Raw genomic sequence first — 23,734 nt, forward strand, 5'->3', positions numbered from 1 at the left:
AAAGGGATGACACTACGCACGACCAACACCATCCTTGCCGAGCCGGACGCCCTGAGTGCGGCCCAGTCCGAAGTGCGCGACCTGCAGCGCACCGTGGTCGTGCTGCGCGCCGAGCTCGAGCAGGCCCAGCACGACCGCCAGCGCCAGGTGCAGGACGCGCTCGCCGCGGCCCACAACGAAACCCAGCAGATCCGCGCCACCGTGATGTCGCTGCGCGACGCGCTGGAGCAGGCGCATGGCGAGCGCGACATTGCCGTCAAGGCCGCGCTGACCGGCGCCATCGCCGAAATCGCCCAGCTGCGCGACACCGTCACGGTGCTGCGAGACGAGCTGGAGCGCGTGCATGCCGAGCAGGCCAGCCTGAACCAGCAGCAGATCAGCGCCCAGCGCGCCGAGGTGCAGCAGCTGCACGACACCATCCGCGCGCTGCGCCTCGCCCTGGAAAGCCACGCCGCATGAACGACATGACCAAGGGCGGCGCGCGCGCCCAGGCCGGCGCCCAGTCCCGCCTGCGCATGGCCGAGCTGCTGCTGGAAGTGTCGCGCCGCATGGCCGCCTACGACACGCTGGACGAAATCCTGACCGCGCTGGTGGAAGTGACCACCGAGGAGCTGGACGCCGAGCGCGGCACGCTGTTCTTGAACGACCCGGAAACCAACGAGCTGTTCTCGCGCGTGGCGCAGGGCGAAACCCAGCGCGAAATCCGCTTCCTGAACACCTCCGGCATTGCCGGCCATGTGTTCACCACCGGCGAGCCGCTGGTGATCGCCGACGCCTACGCCGACCCGCGCTTCAACCGTGCCATCGACGAGCAGACCGGCTTTGTCACCCGCAACATCCTGTGCGTGCCCATCCGCACCTTCAAGGGCGAGATCATCGGCGTGTCGCAGACGCTGAACAAGCAGCGCGGCCACTTCACGCCCAAGGACCTGGAGCTGCTGGCGGCGCTCACCACGCAGGGCACGCTGGCGCTGCAAAGCGCGCGCTTCCTGGAGAGCATGAAGAAGGTGCGGCGCCAGGAGATGGAATTCATTGACGTGGTGTCCGAAGTGACGGCCGACATCAAGCTCGGCTCGCTGCTGCAGCGCGTGATGGGCGAGGCCACCCGCCTGCTCAGCGCCGAGCGCTCGACGCTGTTCCTGAACGACGAGAAGACCGGCGAGCTGTGGTCCGAAGTGGGGCAGGGCCTGGAGTCGATGCAGATCCGCCTTCCCAACACGGCCGGCATCGCGGGCGCCGTGTTCAGCTCGGGCAAGACCATCAACATCCCCTACGCCTACGCCGACCTGCGCTTCAACCCGGCCTTCGACAAGCGCACCGGCTTTTTCACGCGCTCCATCCTGTGCGTGCCCATCGTCAACAAGCACGGCAAGACCATAGGCGTGACGCAGGTGCTCAACAAGCGCGGCGGCCCCTTCAGCGCCGAGGACGAGTCGCGCCTGCGCGCGTTCACGGCGCAGATTTCCATCGCGCTCGAAAACGCCAAGCTGTTTGCCGACGTGCAGCAGATGAAGAACTACAACGAGGCCATGCTGGAGTCCATGTCCAGCGGCGTGATCACGCTGGACGGGCAGGAGAAAATCGTCACCTGCAACGCGGCCGGCCTGCGCATCCTGCGCGCGTCCGCAGCCGAGCTGCTGGGGCGGCCGGCGGCCGAGTTCTTCGGCGGCGCCAACGCCTGGGTGCTGGACAAGCTGCGCCTGGTGGAGGAAAACCAGGTCGCCGGCCACCTGATGGACGCGCCGCTGATGGTGGGCGAGGACACCATCTCGGTCAACTTCAACGTGCAGCCGCTGCTGTCGGTGGAGAAGAAGCGCATCGGCTGGATGCTGATGCTGGAGGACATCTCCAGCGAAAAGCGGCTCAAGGCCACCATGTCGCGCTATATGGACCCCGGCATCGCGGACCAGATGGTGGCCAACGGCGCCGAAATGCTGGGCGGCAAGAACGTCAACGCCACGGTGCTGTTCTCGGACGTGCGCAGCTTCACCACCATTACCGAGCAGCTCGGCGCGCAGGGCACGGTGGCACTGCTCAACGAATACTTCACCATGATGGTGGACTGCATCCAGCGCGAAGAAGGCATGCTGGACAAATTCATCGGCGACGCCATCATGGCCGCCTTCGGCATTCCCGTGGCGCACGAGGACGACCCGGACCGCGCGCTGCGCACCGCCATCGCCATGATGCGCGAGCTGCGCGCCTGGAACCAGCTGCGCGTGCGCGACGGCAAGCTGGCGGTGGACATCGGCATCGGCCTGAACACGGACCAGGTGGTGTCGGGCAATATCGGCTCCAAGAAGCGCATGGACTACACCATCATCGGCGACGGCGTGAACCTGGCCGCGCGGCTGGAGTCGGCCTGCAAGCAGTACGGCGCGCACATCCTGGTCAGCGAATTCACCTACCGCGCGCTGCGCGGCACCTACCGCATGCGCGAGCTGGACTATGTGGTGGTGCAGGGCAAGACCAAGCCGGTGTCGGTCTACGAGGTGCTGGACTACCACAGCGAGGACAGCTATCCCAACCTGATCGACGCCATGGGCTTGTTCCGCAATGGCCTGATCAACTACCGCCAGCGCAAATGGGCGGCGGCGCGCAAGCTGTTCGAGGAAGTGCTGGCGCTCAATCCGGGCGACAAGGCGGCCGCCATGTATGTGGAGCGCTGCCAGCGCTTGGCCGCCGAGCCGCCGCCGGACGACTGGGACGGCACCTACATCATGCAAAGCAAATAATGAAGATACCGCGCAGTACGCTGGAGCAGTGGCAGGTGCTGCAGGCCATCGTGGAATGCGGCGGCTACGCGCAGGCGGCCGAGGCGCTGCACCGCAGCCAGTCGTCGGTCAGCTATATGGTGGCCAAGCTGCAGGAGCAGCTGGGCATAGAGCTGCTGGAAATCGACGGCCGGCGCGCCAAGCTCACGCGCAACGGCGAAACCCTGCTGCGCAAGGCGCGCGAGCTGCTGGACGACGCCTTCCAGCTGGAGGAGCTGGCGGCCAGCCTGAACGAGGGCTGGGAGTCGGAGCTGCGCTTCGCGGTGGACAGCCTGTTCCCCAGCGAGCTGCTGATCCAGATCCTGCAGGAGTTCGAGCCGCTGGCGCGCCATACGCGGGTGAACCTGGAGGAGACCATCTTGTCGGCCTCGGACGACGTGCTGCGCGAAAAGCGCGCCGACGTGGTGATCGCCAACTATGTGCCCAGCGGCTTCCTTGGCGACGCGCTGCTCGATATCGAATTCCTGGCCGTGGCCCACCCCAGCCACCCGCTGCACGGCCTGGGCCGCGACCTGAACGAGGACGACCTGGAGCGCCACCTGCACATCGTGGTGCGCGACGGCGGCGTGGCGTCCACGCGCGACTATGGCTGGCTCAACACGGCGCAGCGCTGGACCGTCACCAGTCCGGCCACGCGCACCGAGATGGTGTGCGCCGGCCTGGGCTTCGCGTGGATGGCCACGCACAAGATCCAGAGCCAGCTCGCCTCCGGCCTGCTGCAGCCGCTGCGGCTGCGGGTGGGGCAGAAGCGCAAGCTGTCGCTGTCGCTGATTATCGCCAATACCGAACGGCCGGGGCCGGCCGCCTGCCAGCTGGTCAGCATCATCCGCGCGGTGGTGGCGCGCCACTGCAAATACAAATCCGGCGGCTGCCCGGCGATTTAGGGGGCGCTCAGCGCATGGCCAGCGGGCTGTTGCGGCGGGGGCGGGGATAGCCCTGGTCCAGCTCGGCCAGGTCCTCCGGCCCGAGGGCGATGTCGAGCGCGGCGCGGTTCTGGCGGATATGGTCCGGATTGGCGGCCTTGGGGATGGCGATCACGCCGTCCTGGCGCAGCAGCCAGGCCAGCGCGATCTGCGCCGGCGTGGCGCCGTGGCGGCGTGCCACCGCCTGCAGGCTGCGGTTTTCCAGCATGGCGCGCTGTTCCTGCGGGTTCGACTCCAGCGGCGAATACGCCATCAGCGGCACTTGCTGCTGCTGCGACCAGGGCAGCAGATCCCATTCGATGCCGCGCTTGGCGAGGTTGTACAGCACCTGGTTGACGGCGATTTCGCCGCCGCCCGGCAGCGCGCGCGCCTCGCGCATGTCGGCCAGGTCGAAATTGCTGACGCCGTAATCGCCTATCTTGCCCGCCTGGCGCAGCGCCGCGAAGCCGGCCAGGGTTTCCTCCAGCGGCACCGAGCCGCGCCAGTGCAGCAGGTAGAGGTCGATCTGTTCCACCTTCAGCCGCTTCAGGCTGCGCTCGCAGGCCGCCACCACGCCGGCCCGGGTGGCGTTGTGCGGATAGACCTTGCTCACCAAAAAGGCCTGCTCGCGCCGGCCGGCGATGGCCTCGGCCACCACTTCCTCGCTGCCGCCGTCGGCATACATTTCAGCCGTATCGATCAAGGTCATGCCCAGGTCCATGCCCAGCTGCAGCGCCGCCACCTCATGCGCGCGGTAGGTGGGATCTTCGCCCATATTCCAGGTGCCCTGGCCCAGGGCGGGAACAGCCTGGCCCGACAATAAAACCACGTTCTTCATGTTCGCCCCCGGAGTTGCTGCTGGTTCGGTAAATATTTCCATTATGGCAGGGAATTGCTGCTGCCAATATGTAATTGAGACCCATTCTCATTCTAATGCTATGATGCCGGATTCCCGTATCAATGCCACAAAAAATGTCTCTGTCAGCAGCTGCAGTTCCGGCCCAGCGCCGCGTCTCATTCAAGCCGGCCATCGTGTGGCTGCACCGCTGGGCGGGATTGACGCTGGGCCTGCTGTTCGTGCTGATGGGCCTGAGCGGCTCCTTGCTGGTCTTCGAGCACGATATCGACGAAGCGCTGAATCCGCAGCTGTTCCATAGCGCCTCCGTGTGCGCCGCGCCGCTGGGCGTGGACGCGGCCGCGCGGGCGGTGCAGGCGCAGTGGCCGAAAGCCAAGGTGGGCGGTGTGTTCCTGCCACGCCACGAGGGCGGCAGCCTGCGCGTGATGTTCAAGGCGCCGGGCGTGGAAACGGGCGAGGCCATGCTGGACGCATGCAGCGGCGCGCTGCTGGGCAGCCGCGACCGGGCCGCCGCCGGCTTGGGCGCGCAATACTGGATGCCGATGGTGCAGACCTGGCATTTGAATATGTTCCAGGGTAAATCGGGCCGCCAGGCCCAGGGTTATATCGGCGCGGCCATCGCGCTGTTGTTGGCGATAGGGCTTTATCTGGCCTGGCCGGCAAAATGGCAATGGCGGCGCGCCTTGCGGATTAAATTGAATCAAAGTACTTACCGCAGCCATTATGATCTGCACCGTTCCGTCGGTTTGCTGGCGCTGCTGCCTTTGCTGCTGCTGGCGCTGACGGGTTTTTACAACGGTTTGCCGGAAGTGGTGAGCGGCATGGTGGCGCGGCTTGCCGACGTGGGTGCGGAACGCCGCAGTATCGCCATGCCGGCGCTGAAAAAAGACGAAACCGCTATTAGCTGGGGCGAAGCGCAGGCAATAGCCGCGCCGTATTTGCGCGGCGGCGCCACCATGGCCGGTATTTCCCGCCAGCCCGATAAAGGTCTATACATTGCGCGCCTGGTGCGCGCCGACGACTGGCAGCGCACCGGCACGCTGCGTATTTACATCGATATGCGCAGCGGTAAAGTCCTGGAAGCCATCGATCCTTTATCCGGCCAGCCCGGCGACCGTTTCCTGGCTGCGCTGTTTCCCCTGCATTCGGGCCAGCTGGGCGGCGCCGCCGTCAAATGGCTGGTGGCGCTGGCGGGCTTGCTGCCGGCCCTGTTTTTTATTACCGGTATTACTACCTGGCGACTGCGGCGCAAAAAATAATTACTTTGGAAGATACAAGTTTGCCGGGGGTTTCACATTTAACTAGAATATCCCCGCGCTCTTGTGGTAAATTGCGGTCTTGAATTCTCACAAAATGTCACCGAGTTCTACAGGGGCTGCATTTTTGGGGAGTCTCTTATCAACCATCAAGGAAGAGTTGAGTCATGACCACTTATCAGGAATACCAGGCAAAAATCGCCGAACTGCAAAATCTGGCGGAATCCGTTCGCCGCGAGGAACTGAATTCGGCTAAAGAAAAAATCGCCGCCATCATGCGCGAGCATGGTCTGTCGCTGGCTGATCTGGCTGGTACGGCCAAACCTGCAAAAGTGAGCAAGCCACGCGCTCCTGTTCCAATGAAATACCGCGACCCTGCCACCGGCCAAAGCTGGACCGGCCGCGGCCGCGCGCCGAAATGGCTGGAAGGCAAAAGCAAAGAGCAGTTCCTGATTAAATAAGTTTCAGGCCCTGCAAGCTGCTTTGTTGCAAAAAAATATCCGGCTGGTCCGGATATTTTCATTTCAGCGTAGGGCGTTTGCCACACCCCCGCCAGCTTCCGCCGCAGGCACTGGAATTTGCTCGGCGGCATGACCTTATTGTGCGATCATGACGGAATGCCTTCGATACCGTTATTTCCGCTTAATACAGTACTGTTTCCCGACGGACACTTGCCCCTGCAGGTATTCGAAGTCCGCTATCTCGACCTGATCAAGAAGTGCCTGGCCCGCTCCGAGGAGTTCGGCGTGGTGGCGCTGGCCTCCGGCAGCGAAATCCAGCGCCCCGAGCAGCACGAGGAGCTGACCGAGGTGGGCACCATGGCGCGCATCGTGGACTGGACCTCGCCGCTGTCCGGCCTGCTGCAGCTGACCTGCGTCGGCACCCAGCGCTTCCGCATCCAGTCCGCCTCCCAGCTCAAGCACGGCTTGTGGATGGGCGAGGTGGAGATGCTGGCGCCGGACCTGGACGTGCCCGTGCCCGAGGAGCAGAAGAACGTGGCCGACGCGCTGGCGGCGGTGATCCGTTCGCTGCAAAAACGCCAGCTGCCGTCGAACCAGATGCCGCTGCTGCCGCCCTACAAGCTGGACGATTCCGGCTGGGTGGCCAACCGCTGGTGCGAGCTGCTGCGCATGACGCCCAACCGCAAGCAGCGCCTGATGGCCGAGCAGAACCCGGTGCTGCGCCTGGAGCTGGTGCAGGACGTGCTGTGCGAAAGCGGCCTGCTGGACTAGGGCCGGCCGTCAGGGTGGGGTGACCTCGTCCTCCAGCGCGTGCACGCGCACCGACCACATCACGCCGGCCGCCAGCAGCACGATGGCGGCCGTTTCCAGCGGACGCGGCCACTGCTGCTTGTAGACGAAGCCGTACAGCAGCGCGAACAGCGTCTCGAACAAAATCAGCTGGCCGGACAGCGTGACCGGCACGCGCCGGCTGGCGATATTCCACAGGTGGTTGCCGATCACCGAGGCGCCCAGGGCCAGCAGCGTGTTGGTGATCCAGAACATCAGCCAGTCGCGTCCGCTGGCCTTGCCGGCCGCGCCCAGCACGTCGCCATGCCACACCGCCAGCGCCGCCAGGCCGATCAGCAGCGCGATCAGGCCGCTCGACAGGCCGTACAGGGCCGACCATTCGGCGCTGCTGAAGTGCGGATTGCGCTTCAGGTAGCGCGCATTGTCCAGCGTGTACCAGCTCCAGCACAGCAGCGCGCCGGCGGCGCATAGCACGCCGAGCAGGGTCTGCCAGGCAGGGTGGCCGGCCGAGCCGGCGTGCAGGAACACGTCCACGTTGATGCAGGCGATGCCGGCCGCCGCCACCAGCAGCGGCAGCGCCAGCTGGCGCAGCGGCAGGGCGCCGTGGTCCTTGCGGCCCATCAGGGTGACCGAGATCGGCAGCACGCCGATGATCAGCGAGGTGGGCGCCACGCCGGCCAGCTTCACGCCGAGCGCCAGCAGCATGTAGTAGACGATGTTGCCCGACAGCGCATGGCGCACCAGCGCCGCGTAGTCGGCCCGGTCCAGCCGCGCGTACAGCGAGCCCAGGCGCGGCAGCATCAGCCCCAGCGCGATGGCGCCGTAGGCGACGTAGCGGCCCACCGCCATCTCCACCGGCGAGAAGGCCGACAGCAATTCCGGCACGATAAACACCATGCCCCACATGGCCCCGGCCAGCAGGCCGCACAGTACACCATTCCACATCGTTGAGAATTCCTTTTCGCAAGGGCGACAGTGTCGCACAGCATGGGGCGGCGCGGGAAGCGCGCGGCGCCGGCGCGGCGTTCAGTTCCAGGCGGCGATGGCGGCCAGCAGGCGCTGCACGCCTTGCCGCAGGTCGCCGTGGGCGGCCAGCATCAGCGCCGCCAGGCCGGGCGTGTCCACCGCGTGGCGCGCCAGCCAGACCTTGGTGACGCCGCTGCGCACCTTGCTGTAGCCGGACGCCGGGTCCAGGTATGTGCGCGCCAGCGCGGGCGGCAGATAGCATTCGATGGTGTAGCGCTCGCCCAGGTAGGCGGCGTTGCCGCCCTGGCCGTCGCGGTAGATCTCCGCCAGCAGGCGCTGCTTGGTGCGCCCGGCGCCGTTCAGGGCGTACAGGCTGCCGAAGCCGTCGGTGCCGAAGTCGGCGTCGCGGTCAATGGCGATGGCGGCGTGGCGGTTGATGCGGATCACGTTGATCAGGCCGTCCACGTCGGCCTCGGCGGCGGCGCTGAAGTGGCTGATGCAGGCGCCGCCGAACAGGCCGAAGCTGTAGTGCACGTTCTCGCGGTAGCGCACGGCGCCGTATTGCTGCAGTTGCAGTTCGGCCAGCAGGGCGTTGAAGTAGAGGCGGTCGGACGGCCCTTCGACCCAGAGCACGCCGTTGGACTGCAGCAGGTCGCTGCCTTTGACGCCCAGCAGGTCCAGCATGGCGCTGCCGAGCGCCGTTTCGCGCGCAACGTTGCCGTCCATGCTGAAGAAGGCCGTGCCGGCGGGCCAGAGCTTGTCGTTGAGCAGCACGCTGGAGTGCGTGGACAGGAACAGCTGCAGGGTGCGCTGCGCCGCGATCTCGCCCATGCAGCGGGCCAGGGTGCGCTGCAGCGTGGCGTGCAGATGGGTTTCCGGCTCTTCGATCAGGCAGATGCTGCCTTCGGGCGCCTGGCGCAACTGCGCCAGCAGGCCGGCCAGGTGCATCCAGCCGGACGGCATGTGCTCGGCCGGTACGGTGTTGGTGGCGATGGGGTCGTCCGCGAAGGTCAGTTCGTAGCCGTCCGGGCCGTGGCGGATGGGCTGGGCGCCGCCCGGCTGCAGGCCGGTGAGTTCGCCGCACAGGCGCTGGAGCTCGGCGGCGATGGCGGCGCCGGCGATCTGCGCGGCCCCGGCCGGGCCGATTTCGCGCACCTGCACCTGGGAGTCGGCCAGGCGCTCGGCGAAGGGCTGGAGGTCGGCGCCGCGGGCGATGTCCTGGCCCACCTTGCGCGGGCCGCGCCACGGTTCCGCGTCGTTCCTGGTGTAGACGCCCAGCACCGCGTAGGAGGCGGCGAAGTCCGCGTTCTCGTTGACCCCGGTGTTATAGCGCAGGTCGAGCGAGAGTTCGGACTGGTTGGCGAAGATGAGGCGGATGCGGGTGGCCACGCCGCTGGGCGGCTGGTTGCGCCGCAGGCTGGCCATTTTGGCGGGGTGGCCGGCAATGGCGATGGCGTCGAGCAGCGTGGATTTGCCCGCGCCGTTGGGGCCGGCAAAGATATTGATGGTTTTCGGGTGCAGGCGGCGGGTTTGCAGGCCGTCCCGGGTCAGCCCCAGCTTGCGGACGGCCCGGTATTCGACCCGGCGGATGAATTTGCTGGCGCGCGCGTCGTCCATGGATTCAGCGTTGCAGCAGCCAGGCGAGGGCGGCCAGGCCGGCCAGGTTGGCCGCGACGGTGGCCCAGAAGGCGAGCTGGAAAGCGCGCTTGCTGGTCTTGTGGCGCAGCCATTGCTGGGCCAGCAGGGCGCCGGGCCAGCCGCAGCACAGGCCGAGCAGCAGCAGCGTGCGCTCGGGCGTGCGCCGCCGGCCGGCGCGGGCGGCGGCCTTGTCGAGGGCGTAGACCGCGAAGCAGACCGCGCTGGCCGCCGCGTACAGCAGCAGGGCGCAGGCCGGCAGCGGCCAGGCGGGCGGCATGGCGGGCGGCTTAGAAGTAGCTCAGGCCCAGCGCGGCCTTGACCTCGTCCGCCGTCCTGGCTGCCACTTCGCGCGCCTTGGCCGTGCCTTCCTTGAGGATCTGCATGACCTGGCCCTTGTCCTTGGCGAACTCCTCGCGGCGGGCGCGGATCGGGGCCAGCATTTCCTGCAGCACCACTTCCAGGCGCTTCTTGACAATGCTGTCGCCCAGGCCGCCGCGCACATAATGCGCTTTCATCTCTTCCAGCGCGGCTTTTTCCGGGTCGAAGGCGTCCAGGTAGATGAAGGCGACGTTGCCTTCCAGGTGGCCGGGGTCCTGCACGCGCAGGTGCAGCGGGTCGGTGTAGACCTTTTTCACGGCGGCGGTGATTTCCTCGGCCGTCGCGCCCAGGTTGATGGTGTTGCCCAGCGACTTGCTCATCTTGGCCTTGCCGTCGATGCCGGGCAGGCGGCCGATTTCCGGCACCAGGGCCTTGCACTCGACCAGGATGTCGCGGTTGGCCAGGCGGTTGAACTTGCGCACGATCTCGTTGGTCTGCTCGATCATGGGGATCTGGTCTTCGCCCACCGGCACCAGGGTGGCCTTGAAGGCCGAGATGTCGGCGGCCTGGCTGGCCGGGTAGGTCAGGAAGCCGGCCGGGATGTCGCGCTCGAAGCCGCGCAGCACGATTTCCTGCTTGACGGTCGGGTTGCGCTCCAGGCGCGCCACGGTGACCATGTTCAGGTAGTAGAAGGTCAGCTCGGCCAGTTCGGGGATCTGCGACTGGATCAGGATGGTGGACTTGGCCGGGTCGATGCCGACGGCCAGGTAGTCCAGCGCCACTTCGACCACGTTGCGGTGCACCTTGCCGGTGTCTTCCATGTTGTCGGTCAGGGCCTGGGAGTCGGCCAGCATGATGAACTGCTGGTAGTCGTGCTGGTAGGCCACGCGGTTGCGCAGGCTGCCGACGTAGTGGCCCAGGTGCAGCGGACCGGTGGGGCGGTCGCCGGTCAGGATCACGGACGCGGGGATGGATGCGGCGGGCGTGGCGGGCGTTGCGGACTGGCTCATACGGGTTCCTCGGGCTTTGGTGTTGCCCCCGCACGATGCGCCAAGAAAAACGCCACCCTGCGAAGGCGGCGTTGTCTAAGTACTCACATCACTGTGCAGTGGCCGCGCTAGGTCAGCGGGGCCACCAATTCAGGCAGGTGCGATGTGGTTGGAAATATTTCATGCCCGTATGGTTGCAGTTTGCCGCCGCCCTGTCAAGGTGGGTGGCGGGGCGGCTGCGCGGACGCCTTAATGGCGGTTCGGGTTGTTGGGGCTGTCGTCGCGGCGGTTGGGCACGCCGTCGCCGTCGCGGTCGCGGTCCACGCGGTTGGGCACGCCGTCATGGTCGCGGTCGCCGCGCTGCCAGCCGCCGCGCTCGACCACCCAGCGGCCGTCGCGCTGTTCCCAGGCGGTGGGGCGGTAGACGTAGCCGTTGCGGTCGCGCACCCAGGCGCCCTTGATCCACACGTTGCGGCGGCCGTTCCAGTCCCAGTGGCCGGCGACCCAGGTGTAGCCGGGGCGGGCGTGCGGAATGACTTCATGGCGCGGCGGCGGCGGCGCGGTGCGCACCACGACGACGTCGGCGAAGGACGGGGCGGCGGCGCCGCCCAGGGTGGCGGCCATGGCGGCAGCGATCAGCAGTTTTTTCATGATGGCACTCCTTGTTCTGTTGGTTGTGGGCCCACTGTAAGCCGGCTCAGCTTTGGCTTCTGTGCGGCGGCGCGCATAACGGCAGGCAATTTGCAAGCAAATGCTACAGAGACAGCAAAGTTGCGTTACAAAAGCGGCATTGCGCGAAGCGGGGCAGTTGTCTACCATGGCCCGCAGCACAACACGGAGACCTTACCCATGCGCAAGCCGCGTACCCGCCCTGACACCCGCCCCCTCCTGCAGCTGCCGGCCCTGGCCGCGCTGACCCTGTTTATTTCGTCCGCGCTGGCGCAGACGCCGCCGATGGCGCCCGACATTCCGGCCAGCCTGGCCGCCCCGGCCGATAGCGCGGACTATGTGAAGAAGGTGGTGATGGTGCCGATGCGCGACGGCGTCAAGCTGTACACGGTGATCGTGATGCCCAAGGGCACGCAGAACGCGCCCATCATGCTGACCCGCACGCCGTACAACGCGGCGCGGCGCGCCCAGCGCAACGCCAGCCCCAGCATCCGTTCCACCTTGCCGCAGGGCGACGAGACCTTTATCGACGAGGGCTATATCCGCGTGTTCCAGGACGTGCGCGGCAAATACGGCTCCGAGGGCGAGTATGTGATGACGCGCCCGCTCAGCGGCCCGCTCAACAGCACCGGCATCGACCACGCCACGGACGCCTGGGACACCATCGAGTGGCTGACCAAGAACGTGCCGGAGACCAACGGCAAGGTCGGCATGGTGGGCTCGTCCTACGAGGGCTTCACCGTCATGATGGCGCTGATGAACCCGCACCCGGCGCTGAAGGCGGCCGCGCCCATGAGCGCCATGGTGGACGGCTGGCGCGGCGACGACTGGTTCCACAACGGCGCCTTCCGCATGCCCAGCCTGCCGTACATCGGCGGCCAGACCTCGGTCAAGGGGCGCGGCGAAGCGCCGGCCAGCGGCGTCTACGACGACTACGACGGCCTGCTGCGCGCCGGCTCGGCCGGCGGCTACGCGAAGAAATTCGGCCTGGACCAGCTGCCCTACACGAAAAAGCTGTTCGAGCACCCGGCCTACGACAGCTACTGGCAGCACCAGGCCATCGACAAGCTGGTGGGCGCGCGCAAGCTGAGCGTGCCCACCATGCACATCGTGGGGCAGTGGGACCAGGAGGACATCTACGGCCCCTACGCGGCCTACGCCGCCATGGAGCAGCAGGACAAGGACAACAAGCTGAACTTCCTGGTGATCGGCCCGTGGCGGCACAGCGGCGTGAACTACGACGGCTCCAGCCTGGGCGCCATCAAGTTCACCGGCGACACCGCGCTCGAGTTCCGCCGCAACGTGATGCAGCCCTTCTTCAACCAGTACCTGAAGGACGGCGCGCCGGTGGCCGACACGCCGCCGGTGCTGAGCTACCAGACCGGCAGCAACCGCTGGCAGCGCCTGGCCGCCTGGCCGCAGTCCTGCGCCAGCGGCTGCCCGGCCGCGTCCAAGGCCATCTATCTGCAGGACGGCTACAAGCTGGGCTTCGACGCGCCCAAGGGCGGCGCCGCGTATGACGAGTACGTGTCCGACCCGGCCAAGCCGGTGCCCTTCGTGCCGCGCCCGGTGCGCATGCACGACGAGAACGTGTGGAAGCCGTGGCTGGTGAGCGACCAGCGCTTCGTGTCCGACCGGCCGGACGTGCTGACCTATGTGACCGAGCCGCTGGCCGCGCCGCTGCAGCTGTCCGGCCAGCCCATGGTGAACCTGTACGCGGCCACCAGCGGCACCGACGCCGACTGGGTCGTCAAGCTGATCGACGTGTATCCGGACGAGATGGCGTCGCAGCCGGAGCTGGGCGGCTACCAGCAGGGCATTGCGATGGACATCTTCCGCGGCCGCTACCGCAACAGCCTGGAGCACGCCGAGGCCATCCCGGCCAACAAGGTGGAGCGCTACCGCTACGCGCTGCCGAACGTGAACCACGTGTTCCTGAAGGGCCACCGCGTGATGGTGCAGATCCAGTCCAGCTGGTTCCCGCTGTACGACCGCAACCCGCAGCGCTTCGTGCCCAACATCTTCCATGCGCAGCCCTCGGACTACATCAAGGCCACCCAGCGCATCTACCACGCGCCAGGTTCGGCCAGCGCGATCGAGCTGCCGGTGGTGGAGGCGCGCTAAGCCGCTTGTGTTGACCTTTGTGCAAAATTGCCCTACTGTGTGTGCGGGGCGGATTCCTTCAAGCCGGCCTGTCCCTGCCTCGTGCGGGGACAGCCTCTACGGGGCTACCCCGTGGGACATTGATTGTTCAGTACTTCGCCGCCTGGGCCGCGTTGCGCTTGCGCGCAAGACAGCCCACGCATCACGAGACTCGTTGAAGGATCCCCGCCCCTTCGCTGCGCATGAATATCAAACAACACACCGTGCTGGCGCTGGCCGATATGGCGCTGGCCACGGACGGCAGCCTGGCCAGCCTGACCGCCGCCTGCAAGCGCGTCTTCGACGCTGAACCGCCGTGGGCGAGCGCTGTTTGCGCGGCGCTCATCGCGCGGACCGGCGACAACTTCCATTATTACAGCCGGCACGAGCTGGCCGCTCTGCTGCTGGAGTGCGTGGGCCATGGCGGCGGCTCGGGCGCCGAGGAAGCCGACGATGGCGAAGTCTTTGCCTTGCCGGAGCCGATATCCTTGCCCGCAGTGCGGCGCTACTGCGTCGATCCGCCGGTGCGCCCGCCCAAACCCGCATGGCTCGCCGCGCTTGCGCTGCCGGAGCTGGCAAACGCCGCTGCGCTGGCGGCATGGCTGAATGAGCCGGTGGGCGCGCTGGACTGGTTCGCCGACCAATGGCGGCTTGCGCGCGACGAACAATCGCCGCTTCAGCGCTACCACTATCGCTGGGTGCCGAAGCGCAGCGGCGGCGTGCGGCTGATAGAAATACCGAAGGCGCGGCTGCGGCGCATCCAGCGGAAAATCCTGCGCGAGATACTGGACCTGGCGCCGCCGCATCCGGCAGCGCACGGCTTCCGGCGCGGCCACTCCTGCGTCACGCACGCGGCGCAGCACGCCGGGCGGCACGCCGTCATCCGCATGGACCTGAAGGATTTTTTCCCGAGCATCCAGCTGTCGCGCGTCCATGCGCTGTTTGAAAAGCTGGGCTACCCGCCTAAAACGGCCGGGACGCTGGCCCGCATCTGCGTCAACCGCACACCGCAGGGCGCCTTTCGCGGCGCGCCGGATGGAGGCGCGCCGGCCGGAGATATGCTCTCGTGGAGCGAACGCCAGGCCCTGAAGTCCCCGCATCTGCCGCAGGGTTCCCCATGCTCGCCCGCGCTGGCCAATCTGTGCGCCTACCGTCTCGACATCCGGCTCTCGGCGCTGGCGGAGTCGCTGGGCGGGTCCTATAGCCGCTATGCCGACGACCTGGCATTCTCCGGCGGCCCGGTGTTCGCGCGGGCTGCGGAGCGTTTCCACATCCAGGTTGCCGCGATCGCGCTGGAAGAAGGCTTCCGCGTAAACACGCGCAAGACCCGCCTGATGCGTGAAGGGGCGCGGCAGCAAGTGACGGGCATCGTGGTGAACGCCCATCCCAACATCGCCCGCGACGAATACGACAAGCTCAAAGCCACGCTGACCAACTGCGTGCGCCACGGCCCCGCATCCCAGAACCGCGGCGGCCATCCGGATTTCCGGGCCTACCTCGCCGGCAGGATCTCCTACGTGAAGATGGTGAACGCAGCCCGGGCCAGCAGGCTGCAAGGCCTGATGGAAGCGATCGCGTGGGCGGCTTGAGCTTGGGCGCGGTGTGAGAATGTGCGCATTTTCACGCGCCGCCGCCTGTTATCCTGCTTGCATATTTTTCAATATGGAGTGAGCGATGGGGATGACAGTCCGCAAACCGCGTTTTGCTTTTCAATGCATGGCCTTCGCGCTGGCGTGTGCCGGCAATGCCATGGCCGCCCCCGATGCCGGCAGTCCGGCGCTGGTCGAACTGGTGCAGCGCCACGCCGAGGCGCAGCGGGATTTCGACCAGGCCACGCTGAAGGCCGTCACCGCAGAGAATTATGTCGAGGTGTCGCCTGCGGGGGAAGTGGACAGCCGGGAGAAGATGCTGTCGTTTTACGCCCCTGAACAAAAGCGCGCGTCGCCGCAGCTGACCGTCACCGAACCGATGGTGCGGCTGCTGGGCGACACGGCGGTGGTGCTGGCGAAGCTCAACTACACCATGGGCGCGGAAGGCCAAGCGCGCACCTTCGCCATGCGCGCCAGCTATGTGGCGCAACTGAAGGACGGCAAATGGAAGCTGGTCTCCGCACAGTACACCGGCATCCGCCCGCCTAAAAAGGCGGAGTGAATGGGGGCGAAGACTTGGATGCTGGTGTATTGCAAAGGAAATCCTTCGGCGATATTGAAGGACAGGCCTGCGTTGGACCGTGACGCAACCATCGCACTGGCGAAACGGCTATTCGCCTCCGAGAGGCTGGAGCCTTTAAGTGATGGGGACTTGTCTTATACCTGCCCGGCGGACGATGTGCTGATCGTAGGATGTTTTACGGGACTAACGGTGATGGCGGCCAAGGAATTCGGCATAGACTACCCATCAAGTCTTCCGGCCAAATTTCTTGAGGCATTGCCGGGCCATAGTGTTTATCTGCATGCGATGCATAGCGTGGTGGACTGGTTTGCCTACGCCATTTGGACAGACGGACATTTGCAGCGGTCGCTGAGCCTCTCTCCAGATAGCGGTGTGCTAGAGGACATCGGAGACAGGCAGCCGTTTGAGGCGCCATATTGGGCTGGAAAGCATCCGGCCGTGGCCCCTGAAGAGGACGCTGCTGACTACCCTTTCGTTTTTCATCCGCTGGATATGGGCGAGGCCGCGCTGCTCTCGCTGTTTGGTTATCAGCTGGAAGGCATGATAGACCCGGCGCATCTGGAGCCGGAATCGATACCGCTCATGCGCTTTAAACGGAAAAAATCCTGGTGGCGGTTTTGATGAAGTTCAACATCTATGGCCGCTTCCAGCTTGACGTGCGCCGTGTGGGGGATGCGTGGGAAGTCTGCCGCCTTGACTTCGGCAAGCGCGTGCCCATGGACGAAATCGTCATCCCACCCACGCTGGCGGATGATGAAATCGCCATCTACCTGGACGATATTTTCCATGAGCTGGCCGGATACGGTCAAAGCATAGAATTAATGGCCTGAGTGTGCCTTAGTCCGATTCAGGTCCCTCTGTGGAACAGTTCTCTTTCGGTGTTCTCTTTTTGTCTCTTTTGAACTCTTTTTGTCTCCTGCTGTCTAAGAGACAGGAAGAGACAAAAAGAGACAGAAAGAGAAAGGGGAAAGAGAATGGTTCTACAGACGCACCCCGCCGGGATACCGCCCGCCGCCTACCGCATGCTGGCCGATTATCTGCGAACTTCGGGCAGCACGCTCTCCACCTCCGAGGCGCTTAGCCACGCCATCACCGACTGGATCGCCGCGCAGCGCAAGGCTGCTGAGCCGGTCAGCGGCTACCAGTGGAAATGCCTGTTCCTGCCCAGCGGCAGCAGCCTCCGCATGCAGCATGACGGCGCTTGCCACTACGCGCACGTTGTCGGCGAGCAGTTGCTTTACCAGGGCAGGCCGCTGTCGCCCCACCAGATCACGCTGATGCTGGCGGGGCCGGGCCGCAACGCCTGGCGCGAATTATGGGTCAAGCTGCACGGTGAAAAGCAATGGGTGCAGGCCATCAAGCTGCGGCACGCGCAGGAGTCGCGCCCGGTGGCCGCCTCGCCGCTTGACGCCATGGCCGCCGCCGCCCGCACCATGAGCGACGCGCTGCAGACCACGCTGACGCTGGTCCAGCATGTTCACCACAAAGCCACCACTCAACTCGAGCGCCGCTTGCCCAAGCATCGCCGCATGGAAGACTGTCTGACAGACGACTGAGCGCCACCAGCCACTTGCCGCGCCGGCAGGCGCTTACGGGCCGGCCGGGCAGGGCAGCCTTACTGCACGGTGATATAGGGCGCGCCGCGTTCGGCCGGCATCTGGGACAGCAGGGTGCGCATTTCGCGCGCTTCGTCGGCGGGCGTGCGGCCGAAGAAGCGCTTGAACTCGCGGCTGAACTGCGAGCTGCTCTCGTAGCCCACCCGCGCCGACGCGCTGGCCGCGCTCAGGCCGTCCTGCACCATCAGCAGGCGCGCCTTGTGCAGCCGGGTCGACTTCAAATACTGGATGGGCGAGGTCTGCGTCACCGCCTTGAAGTTGGCGTGAAAGGCCGCCACGCTCATCCCCGCCTCGCCGGCCAGCGTGGCCACGTCGATCTGGCTGCCCAGATTCGCGTGGATGCGGCGCAGCGCCTTGCCGATTTTGCCGAAATGGCTCTGGTGCGCCAGCGCGGCGCGCAGCGAGCCGCCTTGCACGCCGGTCAGCACGCGGTACAGGATCTCGCGCATCGCGCTGGGCGCCAGCAGCTGCGTCTCGAGCGGGGAGGTCAAGGCTTCGAGCAGGCGCAGCACGGCCTCGCACAGCTTGGCGTCCATCGGCGAGGAGATGATGCCCTTGGGTTCGGCCGCGATGGCGGCGCCGGACTGCTCCACCGCCAGCATCAGTTCCGCCGCCATTTGCAGGTCGATGCGGATGGACACGGCCAGCATCGGTTCGGCCTCGGAGGCCTGCACGGTTTCGCCTTCAAACGGCAGCGGCACGGACATCACCAGGAAGTGCTGCGCGTCGTAGTCATAGGACTGGCCGCCCAGGTAGCCGCGCTTGCGGCCGGAGCAGACGATGACGATGCACGGTTCATACAGCACCGGCGTGCGCGGCACCGGCCGGTTCACGCGCATGAATTTCACGCCGTCCAGCGCGGACAGGGTGGAACCTTCGGCGGGCGCGAGGCGGTCCATCAGCGCCATCATGCGTTGTTGCTGGCTAGTCATGGGTATCCTGTGATCAGTAGCTTCGTGCATGCATTATGCCAGATTCCGCCACGTTTATCGCGCGGATTGGAGGATTAGGCAATATGTCGAGATCTTCCGGCATTCACGGCCACGCCGGGCGTCTTTAAAATCCGTGCATCGAACAACGCTTAGGGGGGCGCATCATGAAACTGCGGGAAAATCAAAAAGTCGTCCTGATCACCGGCGCGAGCAGCGGCATAGGCGAGGCGGCGGCGCGCCTGCTGGCGCAGCAGGGCATGCACGTGGTGCTGGGCGCACGCCGCACGGACAGGCTGGCGTCGCTGGCGGCGCAGATCCGCGCAGCGGGCGGTTCGGCGGAGTTCCGCGCGCTGGACGTGACGGACGCGGACGACGTGCAGACCTTCGTGCTGGCCGCGCACAAGCAGCACGGCCGCGTGGACGTGATGATCAACAACGCGGGCGTGATGCCGCTGTCGCGCCTGGACGCGCTCAAGCTCAAGGAGTGGGACCGCATGCTGGACGTGAACGTGCGCGGCGTCCTGTACGGCATCGCGGCGGTGCTGCCGCTGATGCAGGTGCGGCGCGCGGGCCAGATCATCAACATCGCTTCCGTCGGCGCGTACTCGGTGAGCCCGACGGCGGCGGTCTATTGCGCCACCAAGGCTGCGGTGGCGGCCATTACCGAGGGGCTGCGGCAGGAGGTGGGCGGCGACATCCGCGTGACGCTGGTGTCGCCGGGCGTGACGGAGTCCGAACTGGCGGACAGCATTTCGGACGAGCAGGCCCGCGCCGAGATGCAGGAGTTCCGCAAGGTGGCCATCGCGCCGGACGCGATCGCGCGCGCCATCCTGTTCGCCATCGAGCAGCCGGCGGACGTGGATGTGAGCGAAATCGTGGTGCGTCCCACCGCCGGACACTAGGCGTAGCGCATCAGCGCCGCGCCGCAGGCGATGAGGGCGATGGCGGCGTAGCGTTGCGGGCTGATTTTCTCATGCAGGAAGACGACGGCGATGCCGGCGGCGAACAGGATCGCGGTTTCGCGCAGCGCCGCCACGGCGGCCACCGGCGCCACCGTCATCGCCCACAGGGACAAGGCGTAGGAGGCCAGCGTGCCCGCACCGCCCAGCGCGGCGGTGCGCCAGTGGGCGGCCGCATAGGCGGCGAAGCCGGCGCGGCGGCGCAGCAGCGTCCAGGCCAGCAGCCCGGCAGCGGTCAGCACGAACAGCCACATGGTGTAGGCCAGCGGCGAGCCCGAGCGCCTGGCGCCGACGCCGTCCACCAGCGTGTAGCACGCGATGGCGCAGGCATTCAGCAGCGCGTACAGCACGGCGCGGCGCTGGCGCTGCGCAGGCTCGGCCGCTGCCGGCGCTGCCGCAGCTGCCGGCGTTGCGCCGCCGCGCGCCAGCGCCATGCTGAAGATGCCGCCGCTGATGCAGGCCACGGCGGCGTATTGCATTGCCGTGAGCTGCTCGCCCAGCAGCGGCGCGCTGGCCAGCGCAACCAGCAGCGGGGCGCTGCCGCGCATCAGCGGGTAGGCCAGGCTCATGTCCCCGTGCCGGTAGGCGGCGGACATGAGGCCGAAATAGCAATAGTGGATCGCGGTGGTGGCGCACAGCATGGGCCAGCTGGCCGGGGCGGGCGCGGGCAGCAGGGGCAGCGCCGCCAGCGAGATCAGCGCCGCGCCCGACACCACCAGCACGGACGTCAGGAAGGCGTCCTTGCCGGCCTTGACCAGCGCGTTCCATCCCGCGTGCAGCAGCGCAGCAAGCAGGATGACGGCGGCGACCTGTCCGGACACGGGCTGATCGCGTCCGGCGCCTAGCGCGGCCGCACGCTTTCGGCCAGGATGTCGGCCCGGTGCACGCGCTGGAAGCTCTCCAGGATGGTGTTGGAGCGGGCGATGTTCTCCATTACATCCAGCAGGGCGGCCTGGTCTTCCGGCTTGAGCGAGCGGCGCGACACGTACACGCCGCTCACGCTCCACGGCAGCTCGGGTATGGGTTCGATGCGCAGCTTGTCCAGCATGCCGGACAGGCGCGCGTCGCGTAGCACCGCGCCGGCCAGCGTGGTCGGCCCCATGATGGTGACGTCGATCGCGCCCGACAGCATCAGCCGCGCCACCGCCACCGTGTCCACTTCCTGGAACAGCCGCCCCTGTTTGGCCAGCTCCTTGATCAGCGCCTGATAGCGCTCGCCGTAGTCGAAGCCGCGCACCACGGCCACGCGCAGCTCGGGCCGGTCCAGCAGCTCCTGCGCGCTGGCCAGCGGCGGGCGGCTGCCCGCCATAGAGATCAGCGTGGCGCGGTGGCCTATCAGTGGAATAAAGGTGCCGATCACGTCGCGCGCGGGCGTGCGGGTGGCGGGCAGCATCAGGTCGGCTTTGCCCATCTCGAACAGCACTTCCTGGCGCGCGCGCGGCACCACCGAGAACGCCAGCTGGCAGCCCGCCTTCTGGCTGGCCGCGCGCAGCACGTCCGGATAAATGCCGCCCACCGTGCCGCCGTTGGCGGTGATGCTCACGCCGATTGGCGCCACCGGCACGGCGATCTCGCGCGAGCATTCGGCCCGCGCCGCCGTCGATGCCGCCGCCAGCGCCGCCAGCGCCGCCGCCAGCGCGGCCGTGCGAGCGGCCGCCATCATGGCTGCACCGCCTTGGCGGCCGCCTGCTTCATGTCGTGCGTGCGGAAGTAGTGGCGCGCCACCAGAATGGCCACGGCCTGCATGGCGGCGCAGACGAAGAAGCTGCTGCCGATGCGCCAGTCGTTGGCCGGCAGGTGGCTCACTTCGCCCAGGATGGCGCTGCCCAGCAGCGGCATGAAGATGACGCCGATGCTGCTGATCGACTGCAGTGAGCCCATCAGCTCGCCCTGCTGGTGCGCGTCGGTGGACTTGGAGATGATGCCCTGCAGCGCCGGCCCGGCGGCGAAGGCCATCAGGTTGCAGCAGATGAACAGGTACATCATCCAGCCCTGCGTGGCCAGGCCGTACAGCGTATAGGTGATGCAGCCGGAGGCCAGGCCGATCAGCGTCAGGCGCATTTCGCCGAACCACTTGATGAATATGCCCAGCAGCCCGGCCTGCACCACGGCGGCGGCCATGCCCACGCAGAACAGCGCGGCGCCGTTCTGGCCCGGGCTCCAGTTGAAGCGGAAGTGGGTGTACAGCACCCAGGTCGACTGCAGCATCATCTGCGCGCAGGTCATCAGCGCGAAGGCGATGATCAGGCCCCGGATGTCCTCGCGCCGGGCCAGTTTGAGCAGGCCGTCGAGCGGATTGACGCGGGTGAGCTTGAACTTGGAACGGCGCGCCTCGGGCAGCGACTCGGGCACGCAGAAATAGCCGTAGACGAAATTGGCTGCCGACAGGCCCGCCGCCACGTAGAACGGCAGGTGCAGGTTGATGCTGCCCAGCAGGCCGCCCAGCATGGGGCCGGCGATGAAGCCCAGGCCGAAGGCCGCGCCTATCTTGCCGAAGCTCTTGGCGCGGTTCTCGTGGGTGGAAATGTCGGAGGCGTAGGCCGAGGCCACCGACATGCTGGCCGACGAGGCGCCGCCGATCACGCGGCCGATGAACATGCAGGCCAGGTTGGGCGCCCAGGCGGTGGACAGGAAGTTGATGCACATGCCGGCCATGGAGTACAGCAGCACCGGCCGCCGCCCCACGCGGTCGCTCACCGCGCCCAGCATGGGCATGAAGATGAACTGCATCAGGCCGAACACCGCGCCCATGATGCCGTACCACAGCGCCTGCAGGTCGCGCGTGTGCACGAATTCGCCCACCAGGATGGGCAGCACCGGCACCACCAGGCCGATGCCCAGCATGTCGATAAAGACGCACACCAGCACGAACTTCAGGTTGCCCTGCGAGGCGGTGGAGAGGGGAACGGGTTCGCTTTTGCTGGTCATGGCTGGGCTGTGGCGGTGCGGGCGTGGGGTGGCTAAGGCGTGGCCGGGCTGGCGGCCCACTCGGCGATAAAGCTGTCGCGGAAGGCGATCAGCTCGGCCAGGCGGCTCTGCCCCAGGCGGCGCCCTGCGGCGGTCTGCATCTTGCCGGGCAGGGTGGCCAGCTTGACGTCGATATGGTCGAGCGAATAGGCCTTGTCGTCCAGTTCGCGGTGCAGCGCCATCGGGTCCTCGGCGTGCGCCAGCGCGCAGCCCATGCGGCCGGCGGTGTAGAACATGCGCGCCAGCCCCACCGCGCCCAGCGCGTCGAGCCGGTCCGCGTCCTGCACGATCTTGGCCTCGATGGTCTCGGGCGCGATGCCGGCCGAGAAGCTGTGCGTCTCGATGGCGTGCGCAGTGGCCGCCAGCTTCTCCGGCGGGAATCCCAGCTCGGCCAGCTGGCGGCTGGCCAGCCGTGCCGCCTGGCGCGAGGCCAGGTGGCGTTCCGGCGAGTTCTTGGGCAAATTCACCAGGTCGTGCAGATAGCAGGCCGCCAGCACCACCAGCGCGTCGGCCTCCGGGTAATCGTCCATCAGCAGCGTGGCGTTGCGCCACACGCGGTGCAGATGGTTGGTGTCGTGCGCGCCGTCGTCGGCCGCGGCGGCGCCGGCCAGCGCCACCAGGCGCGGATGCCAGCTGCTTAACAAACTATTCATTGTTCTCCTTGCCCTGCGTTTTGCATTGATGCCTACCGCCTAATTGTGGCATTGAATTAACAAGAAGGCCATAGCCGTTTGCATGCTGTTATTGCCTTGGTGCATTTATTTGATGCGTCAAGTCTTGACTTACGGTAACATTACGGCTCTTAATTTACGGCTTTAGCCTTAAGGGAAACTATGTCCAACGACGCCATCACCACCGCCAATGTGGCGGCTGCCGCCGAATACCTCGCCTTTACCCTGGGCCAGGAAGAATACGGCATCGACATCCAGAAAGTCAGCGAAATCCGCAGCTACGAAGCGCCGACCCGCATCGCCAGCGCGCCGGAGTTCGTCAAGGGTGTGATCAACCTGCGCGGCCTGATCGTGCCTATCGTGGACATGCGCATCAAGTTCAACGTGGGCGAACCGACCTACAACCAGTTCACCGTGGTCATCATCCTCAACATCGGCCACCGCGTGGTGGGCATGGTGGTCGACAGCGTGTCCGACGTCACCATCCTGACCCCGGAGCAGGTCAAGCCGGCGCCGGAAATCACCTCCACCCTGAACACCGAGTACATCGTCGGCCTGGGCACCATCGACGAGCGCATGCTGATCCTGGTGGACATCGACCGCCTGATGACGAGCGCCGACATGGGCCTGCTCGACACCGCGCTGGCCGCGTAAGGG

The 23,734-nt window shown here is 66.6% G+C and carries 25 protein-coding genes; 14 read left to right on the top strand and 11 right to left on the bottom strand.

Annotated features, from left to right (window positions below; all coding sequences use genetic code 11):
* Positions 1-6: 6 nt before the first annotated feature.
* From AC07S4_RS19930 to AC07S4_RS19940, 3 genes are read left to right on the top strand one after another with little or no spacing between them, the layout of a single operon-like run.
* Positions 7-459, top strand: a complete 453-nt coding sequence (locus AC07S4_RS19930; protein WP_494988304.1) for a hypothetical protein — start codon at positions 7-9, stop codon at positions 457-459.
* Complete coding sequence (locus AC07S4_RS19935) at positions 456-2,735, top strand: GAF domain-containing protein (protein ID WP_494988305.1); 2,280 nt, start codon at positions 456-458, stop codon at positions 2,733-2,735. The genes AC07S4_RS19930 and AC07S4_RS19935 overlap by 4 nt, the downstream gene beginning before the upstream one ends.
* Positions 2,735-3,658, top strand: coding sequence for a LysR family transcriptional regulator (locus AC07S4_RS19940; protein WP_494988306.1), 924 nt, complete (start codon positions 2,735-2,737; stop codon positions 3,656-3,658). The genes AC07S4_RS19935 and AC07S4_RS19940 overlap by 1 nt, the downstream gene beginning before the upstream one ends.
* A gap of 7 nt (positions 3,659-3,665) precedes the next feature.
* Here AC07S4_RS19940 and AC07S4_RS19945 read toward each other — a convergent pair whose 3' ends face one another.
* Positions 3,666-4,514, bottom strand: coding sequence for an aldo/keto reductase (locus tag AC07S4_RS19945; RefSeq protein ID WP_494988307.1), 849 nt, complete (start codon positions 4,512-4,514; stop codon positions 3,666-3,668).
* A 134-nt stretch (positions 4,515-4,648) separates the two neighbouring features.
* On the opposite strand from AC07S4_RS19945, the gene AC07S4_RS19950 reads away from it, so the two are divergent.
* From AC07S4_RS19950 to AC07S4_RS19960, 3 genes are all read left to right on the top strand, one after another.
* A complete protein-coding gene (locus tag AC07S4_RS19950; protein ID WP_494988308.1) occupies positions 4,649-5,791 on the top strand; it encodes a PepSY-associated TM helix domain-containing protein in 1,143 nt (380 codons plus the stop codon).
* Positions 5,792-5,955: 164 nt separating this feature from the next.
* Complete coding sequence (locus tag AC07S4_RS19955) at positions 5,956-6,249, top strand: H-NS histone family protein (RefSeq protein ID WP_494988309.1); 294 nt, start codon at positions 5,956-5,958, stop codon at positions 6,247-6,249.
* 156 nt (positions 6,250-6,405) lie between these two features.
* The gene (locus tag AC07S4_RS19960) at positions 6,406-7,020 is read left to right on the top strand and encodes an LON peptidase substrate-binding domain-containing protein (protein ID WP_494988310.1); all 615 of its coding nucleotides are present in this window, start codon (positions 6,406-6,408) and stop codon (positions 7,018-7,020) included.
* A 9-nt stretch (positions 7,021-7,029) separates the two neighbouring features.
* On the opposite strand, the gene AC07S4_RS19965 is transcribed toward AC07S4_RS19960, so the two are convergent.
* The 5 genes from AC07S4_RS19965 to AC07S4_RS19985 form a co-directional block, all read right to left on the bottom strand.
* Complete coding sequence (locus tag AC07S4_RS19965; protein ID WP_494988311.1) at positions 7,030-7,983, bottom strand: DMT family transporter; 954 nt, start codon at positions 7,981-7,983, stop codon at positions 7,030-7,032.
* An 81-nt stretch (positions 7,984-8,064) separates the two neighbouring features.
* On the bottom strand, positions 8,065-9,621 hold the full coding sequence (locus AC07S4_RS19970; protein WP_494988312.1) for an ATP-dependent nuclease: 1,557 nt from the start codon (positions 9,619-9,621) through the stop codon (positions 8,065-8,067).
* A gap of 4 nt (positions 9,622-9,625) precedes the next feature.
* Positions 9,626-9,919 (bottom strand): DUF1294 domain-containing protein, encoded by a 294-nt coding sequence (locus AC07S4_RS19975; RefSeq protein ID WP_494988313.1) that lies wholly within the window; start codon positions 9,917-9,919, stop codon positions 9,626-9,628.
* 10 nt (positions 9,920-9,929) lie between these two features.
* On the bottom strand, positions 9,930-10,970 hold the full coding sequence (gene trpS, locus AC07S4_RS19980) for a tryptophan--tRNA ligase (protein ID WP_494988314.1): 1,041 nt from the start codon (positions 10,968-10,970) through the stop codon (positions 9,930-9,932).
* A 228-nt stretch (positions 10,971-11,198) separates the two neighbouring features.
* Positions 11,199-11,600 (bottom strand): YXWGXW repeat-containing protein, encoded by a 402-nt coding sequence (locus AC07S4_RS19985; protein ID WP_494988315.1) that lies wholly within the window; start codon positions 11,598-11,600, stop codon positions 11,199-11,201.
* Between the two features lie 198 nt (positions 11,601-11,798).
* On the opposite strand from AC07S4_RS19985, the gene AC07S4_RS19990 reads away from it, so the two are divergent.
* The 6 genes from AC07S4_RS19990 to AC07S4_RS20015 all read left to right on the top strand — a co-directional run bounded on the left by AC07S4_RS19990 (position 11,799) and on the right by AC07S4_RS20015 (position 17,488).
* Positions 11,799-13,742, top strand: a complete 1,944-nt coding sequence (locus AC07S4_RS19990) for a CocE/NonD family hydrolase (RefSeq protein ID WP_494988316.1) — start codon at positions 11,799-11,801, stop codon at positions 13,740-13,742.
* A gap of 221 nt (positions 13,743-13,963) precedes the next feature.
* Entirely contained in the window at positions 13,964-15,349 is a 1,386-nt protein-coding gene (locus tag AC07S4_RS19995) for a reverse transcriptase family protein (protein WP_494988317.1), read from the top strand.
* A 160-nt stretch (positions 15,350-15,509) separates the two neighbouring features.
* A complete protein-coding gene (locus AC07S4_RS20000; RefSeq protein ID WP_494988318.1) occupies positions 15,510-15,911 on the top strand; it encodes a nuclear transport factor 2 family protein in 402 nt (133 codons plus the stop codon).
* Positions 15,912-16,553 carry a DUF6928 family protein gene (locus tag AC07S4_RS20005; protein ID WP_494988319.1) on the top strand — a complete coding sequence of 214 codons (642 nt, stop codon included), beginning with the start codon at positions 15,912-15,914 and terminating at the stop codon, positions 16,551-16,553. It begins immediately after the preceding gene.
* Positions 16,553-16,762, top strand: a complete 210-nt coding sequence (locus AC07S4_RS20010) for a DUF7661 family protein (protein WP_494988320.1) — start codon at positions 16,553-16,555, stop codon at positions 16,760-16,762. The genes AC07S4_RS20005 and AC07S4_RS20010 overlap by 1 nt, the downstream gene beginning before the upstream one ends.
* A 144-nt stretch (positions 16,763-16,906) precedes the next feature.
* Positions 16,907-17,488 (top strand): hypothetical protein, encoded by a 582-nt coding sequence (locus tag AC07S4_RS20015; protein ID WP_494988321.1) that lies wholly within the window; start codon positions 16,907-16,909, stop codon positions 17,486-17,488.
* A 59-nt stretch (positions 17,489-17,547) separates the two neighbouring features.
* Here the strand turns inward: AC07S4_RS20015 and AC07S4_RS20020 are convergent, their stop codons facing one another.
* Positions 17,548-18,480, bottom strand: a complete 933-nt coding sequence (locus AC07S4_RS20020) for an AraC family transcriptional regulator (protein WP_494988322.1) — start codon at positions 18,478-18,480, stop codon at positions 17,548-17,550.
* A 164-nt stretch (positions 18,481-18,644) separates the two neighbouring features.
* Between AC07S4_RS20020 and AC07S4_RS20025 the strand changes: the two genes are divergently transcribed.
* Positions 18,645-19,382, top strand: a complete 738-nt coding sequence (locus AC07S4_RS20025; RefSeq protein WP_494988323.1) for an SDR family oxidoreductase — start codon at positions 18,645-18,647, stop codon at positions 19,380-19,382.
* Here AC07S4_RS20025 and AC07S4_RS20030 read toward each other — a convergent pair.
* The 4 genes from AC07S4_RS20030 to AC07S4_RS20045 are packed head-to-tail and all read right to left on the bottom strand — an operon-like array spanning position 19,379 to position 23,059.
* Complete coding sequence (locus AC07S4_RS20030; RefSeq protein ID WP_494988324.1) at positions 19,379-20,260, bottom strand: EamA family transporter; 882 nt, start codon at positions 20,258-20,260, stop codon at positions 19,379-19,381. The genes AC07S4_RS20025 and AC07S4_RS20030 overlap by 4 nt on opposite strands.
* Before the next feature lie 20 nt (positions 20,261-20,280).
* Entirely contained in the window at positions 20,281-21,102 is an 822-nt protein-coding gene (locus tag AC07S4_RS20035) for a substrate-binding periplasmic protein (RefSeq protein WP_494988325.1), read from the bottom strand.
* A complete protein-coding gene (locus AC07S4_RS20040) occupies positions 21,099-22,367 on the bottom strand; it encodes a TCR/Tet family MFS transporter (protein ID WP_494988326.1) in 1,269 nt (422 codons plus the stop codon). Before AC07S4_RS20040 ends, AC07S4_RS20035 begins: the two co-directional genes overlap by 4 nt.
* A gap of 32 nt (positions 22,368-22,399) precedes the next feature.
* Positions 22,400-23,059 (bottom strand): HD domain-containing protein, encoded by a 660-nt coding sequence (locus AC07S4_RS20045; protein WP_494988327.1) that lies wholly within the window; start codon positions 23,057-23,059, stop codon positions 22,400-22,402.
* 180 nt (positions 23,060-23,239) lie between these two features.
* Between AC07S4_RS20045 and AC07S4_RS20050 the strand changes: the two genes are divergently transcribed.
* On the top strand, positions 23,240-23,731 hold the full coding sequence (locus tag AC07S4_RS20050) for a chemotaxis protein CheW (RefSeq protein ID WP_161074253.1): 492 nt from the start codon (positions 23,240-23,242) through the stop codon (positions 23,729-23,731).
* Positions 23,732-23,734: the final 3 nt, after the last annotated feature.

The sequence above is a fragment of the Pseudoduganella sp. GW821-FHT05F09 genome (assembly GCF_059419605.1).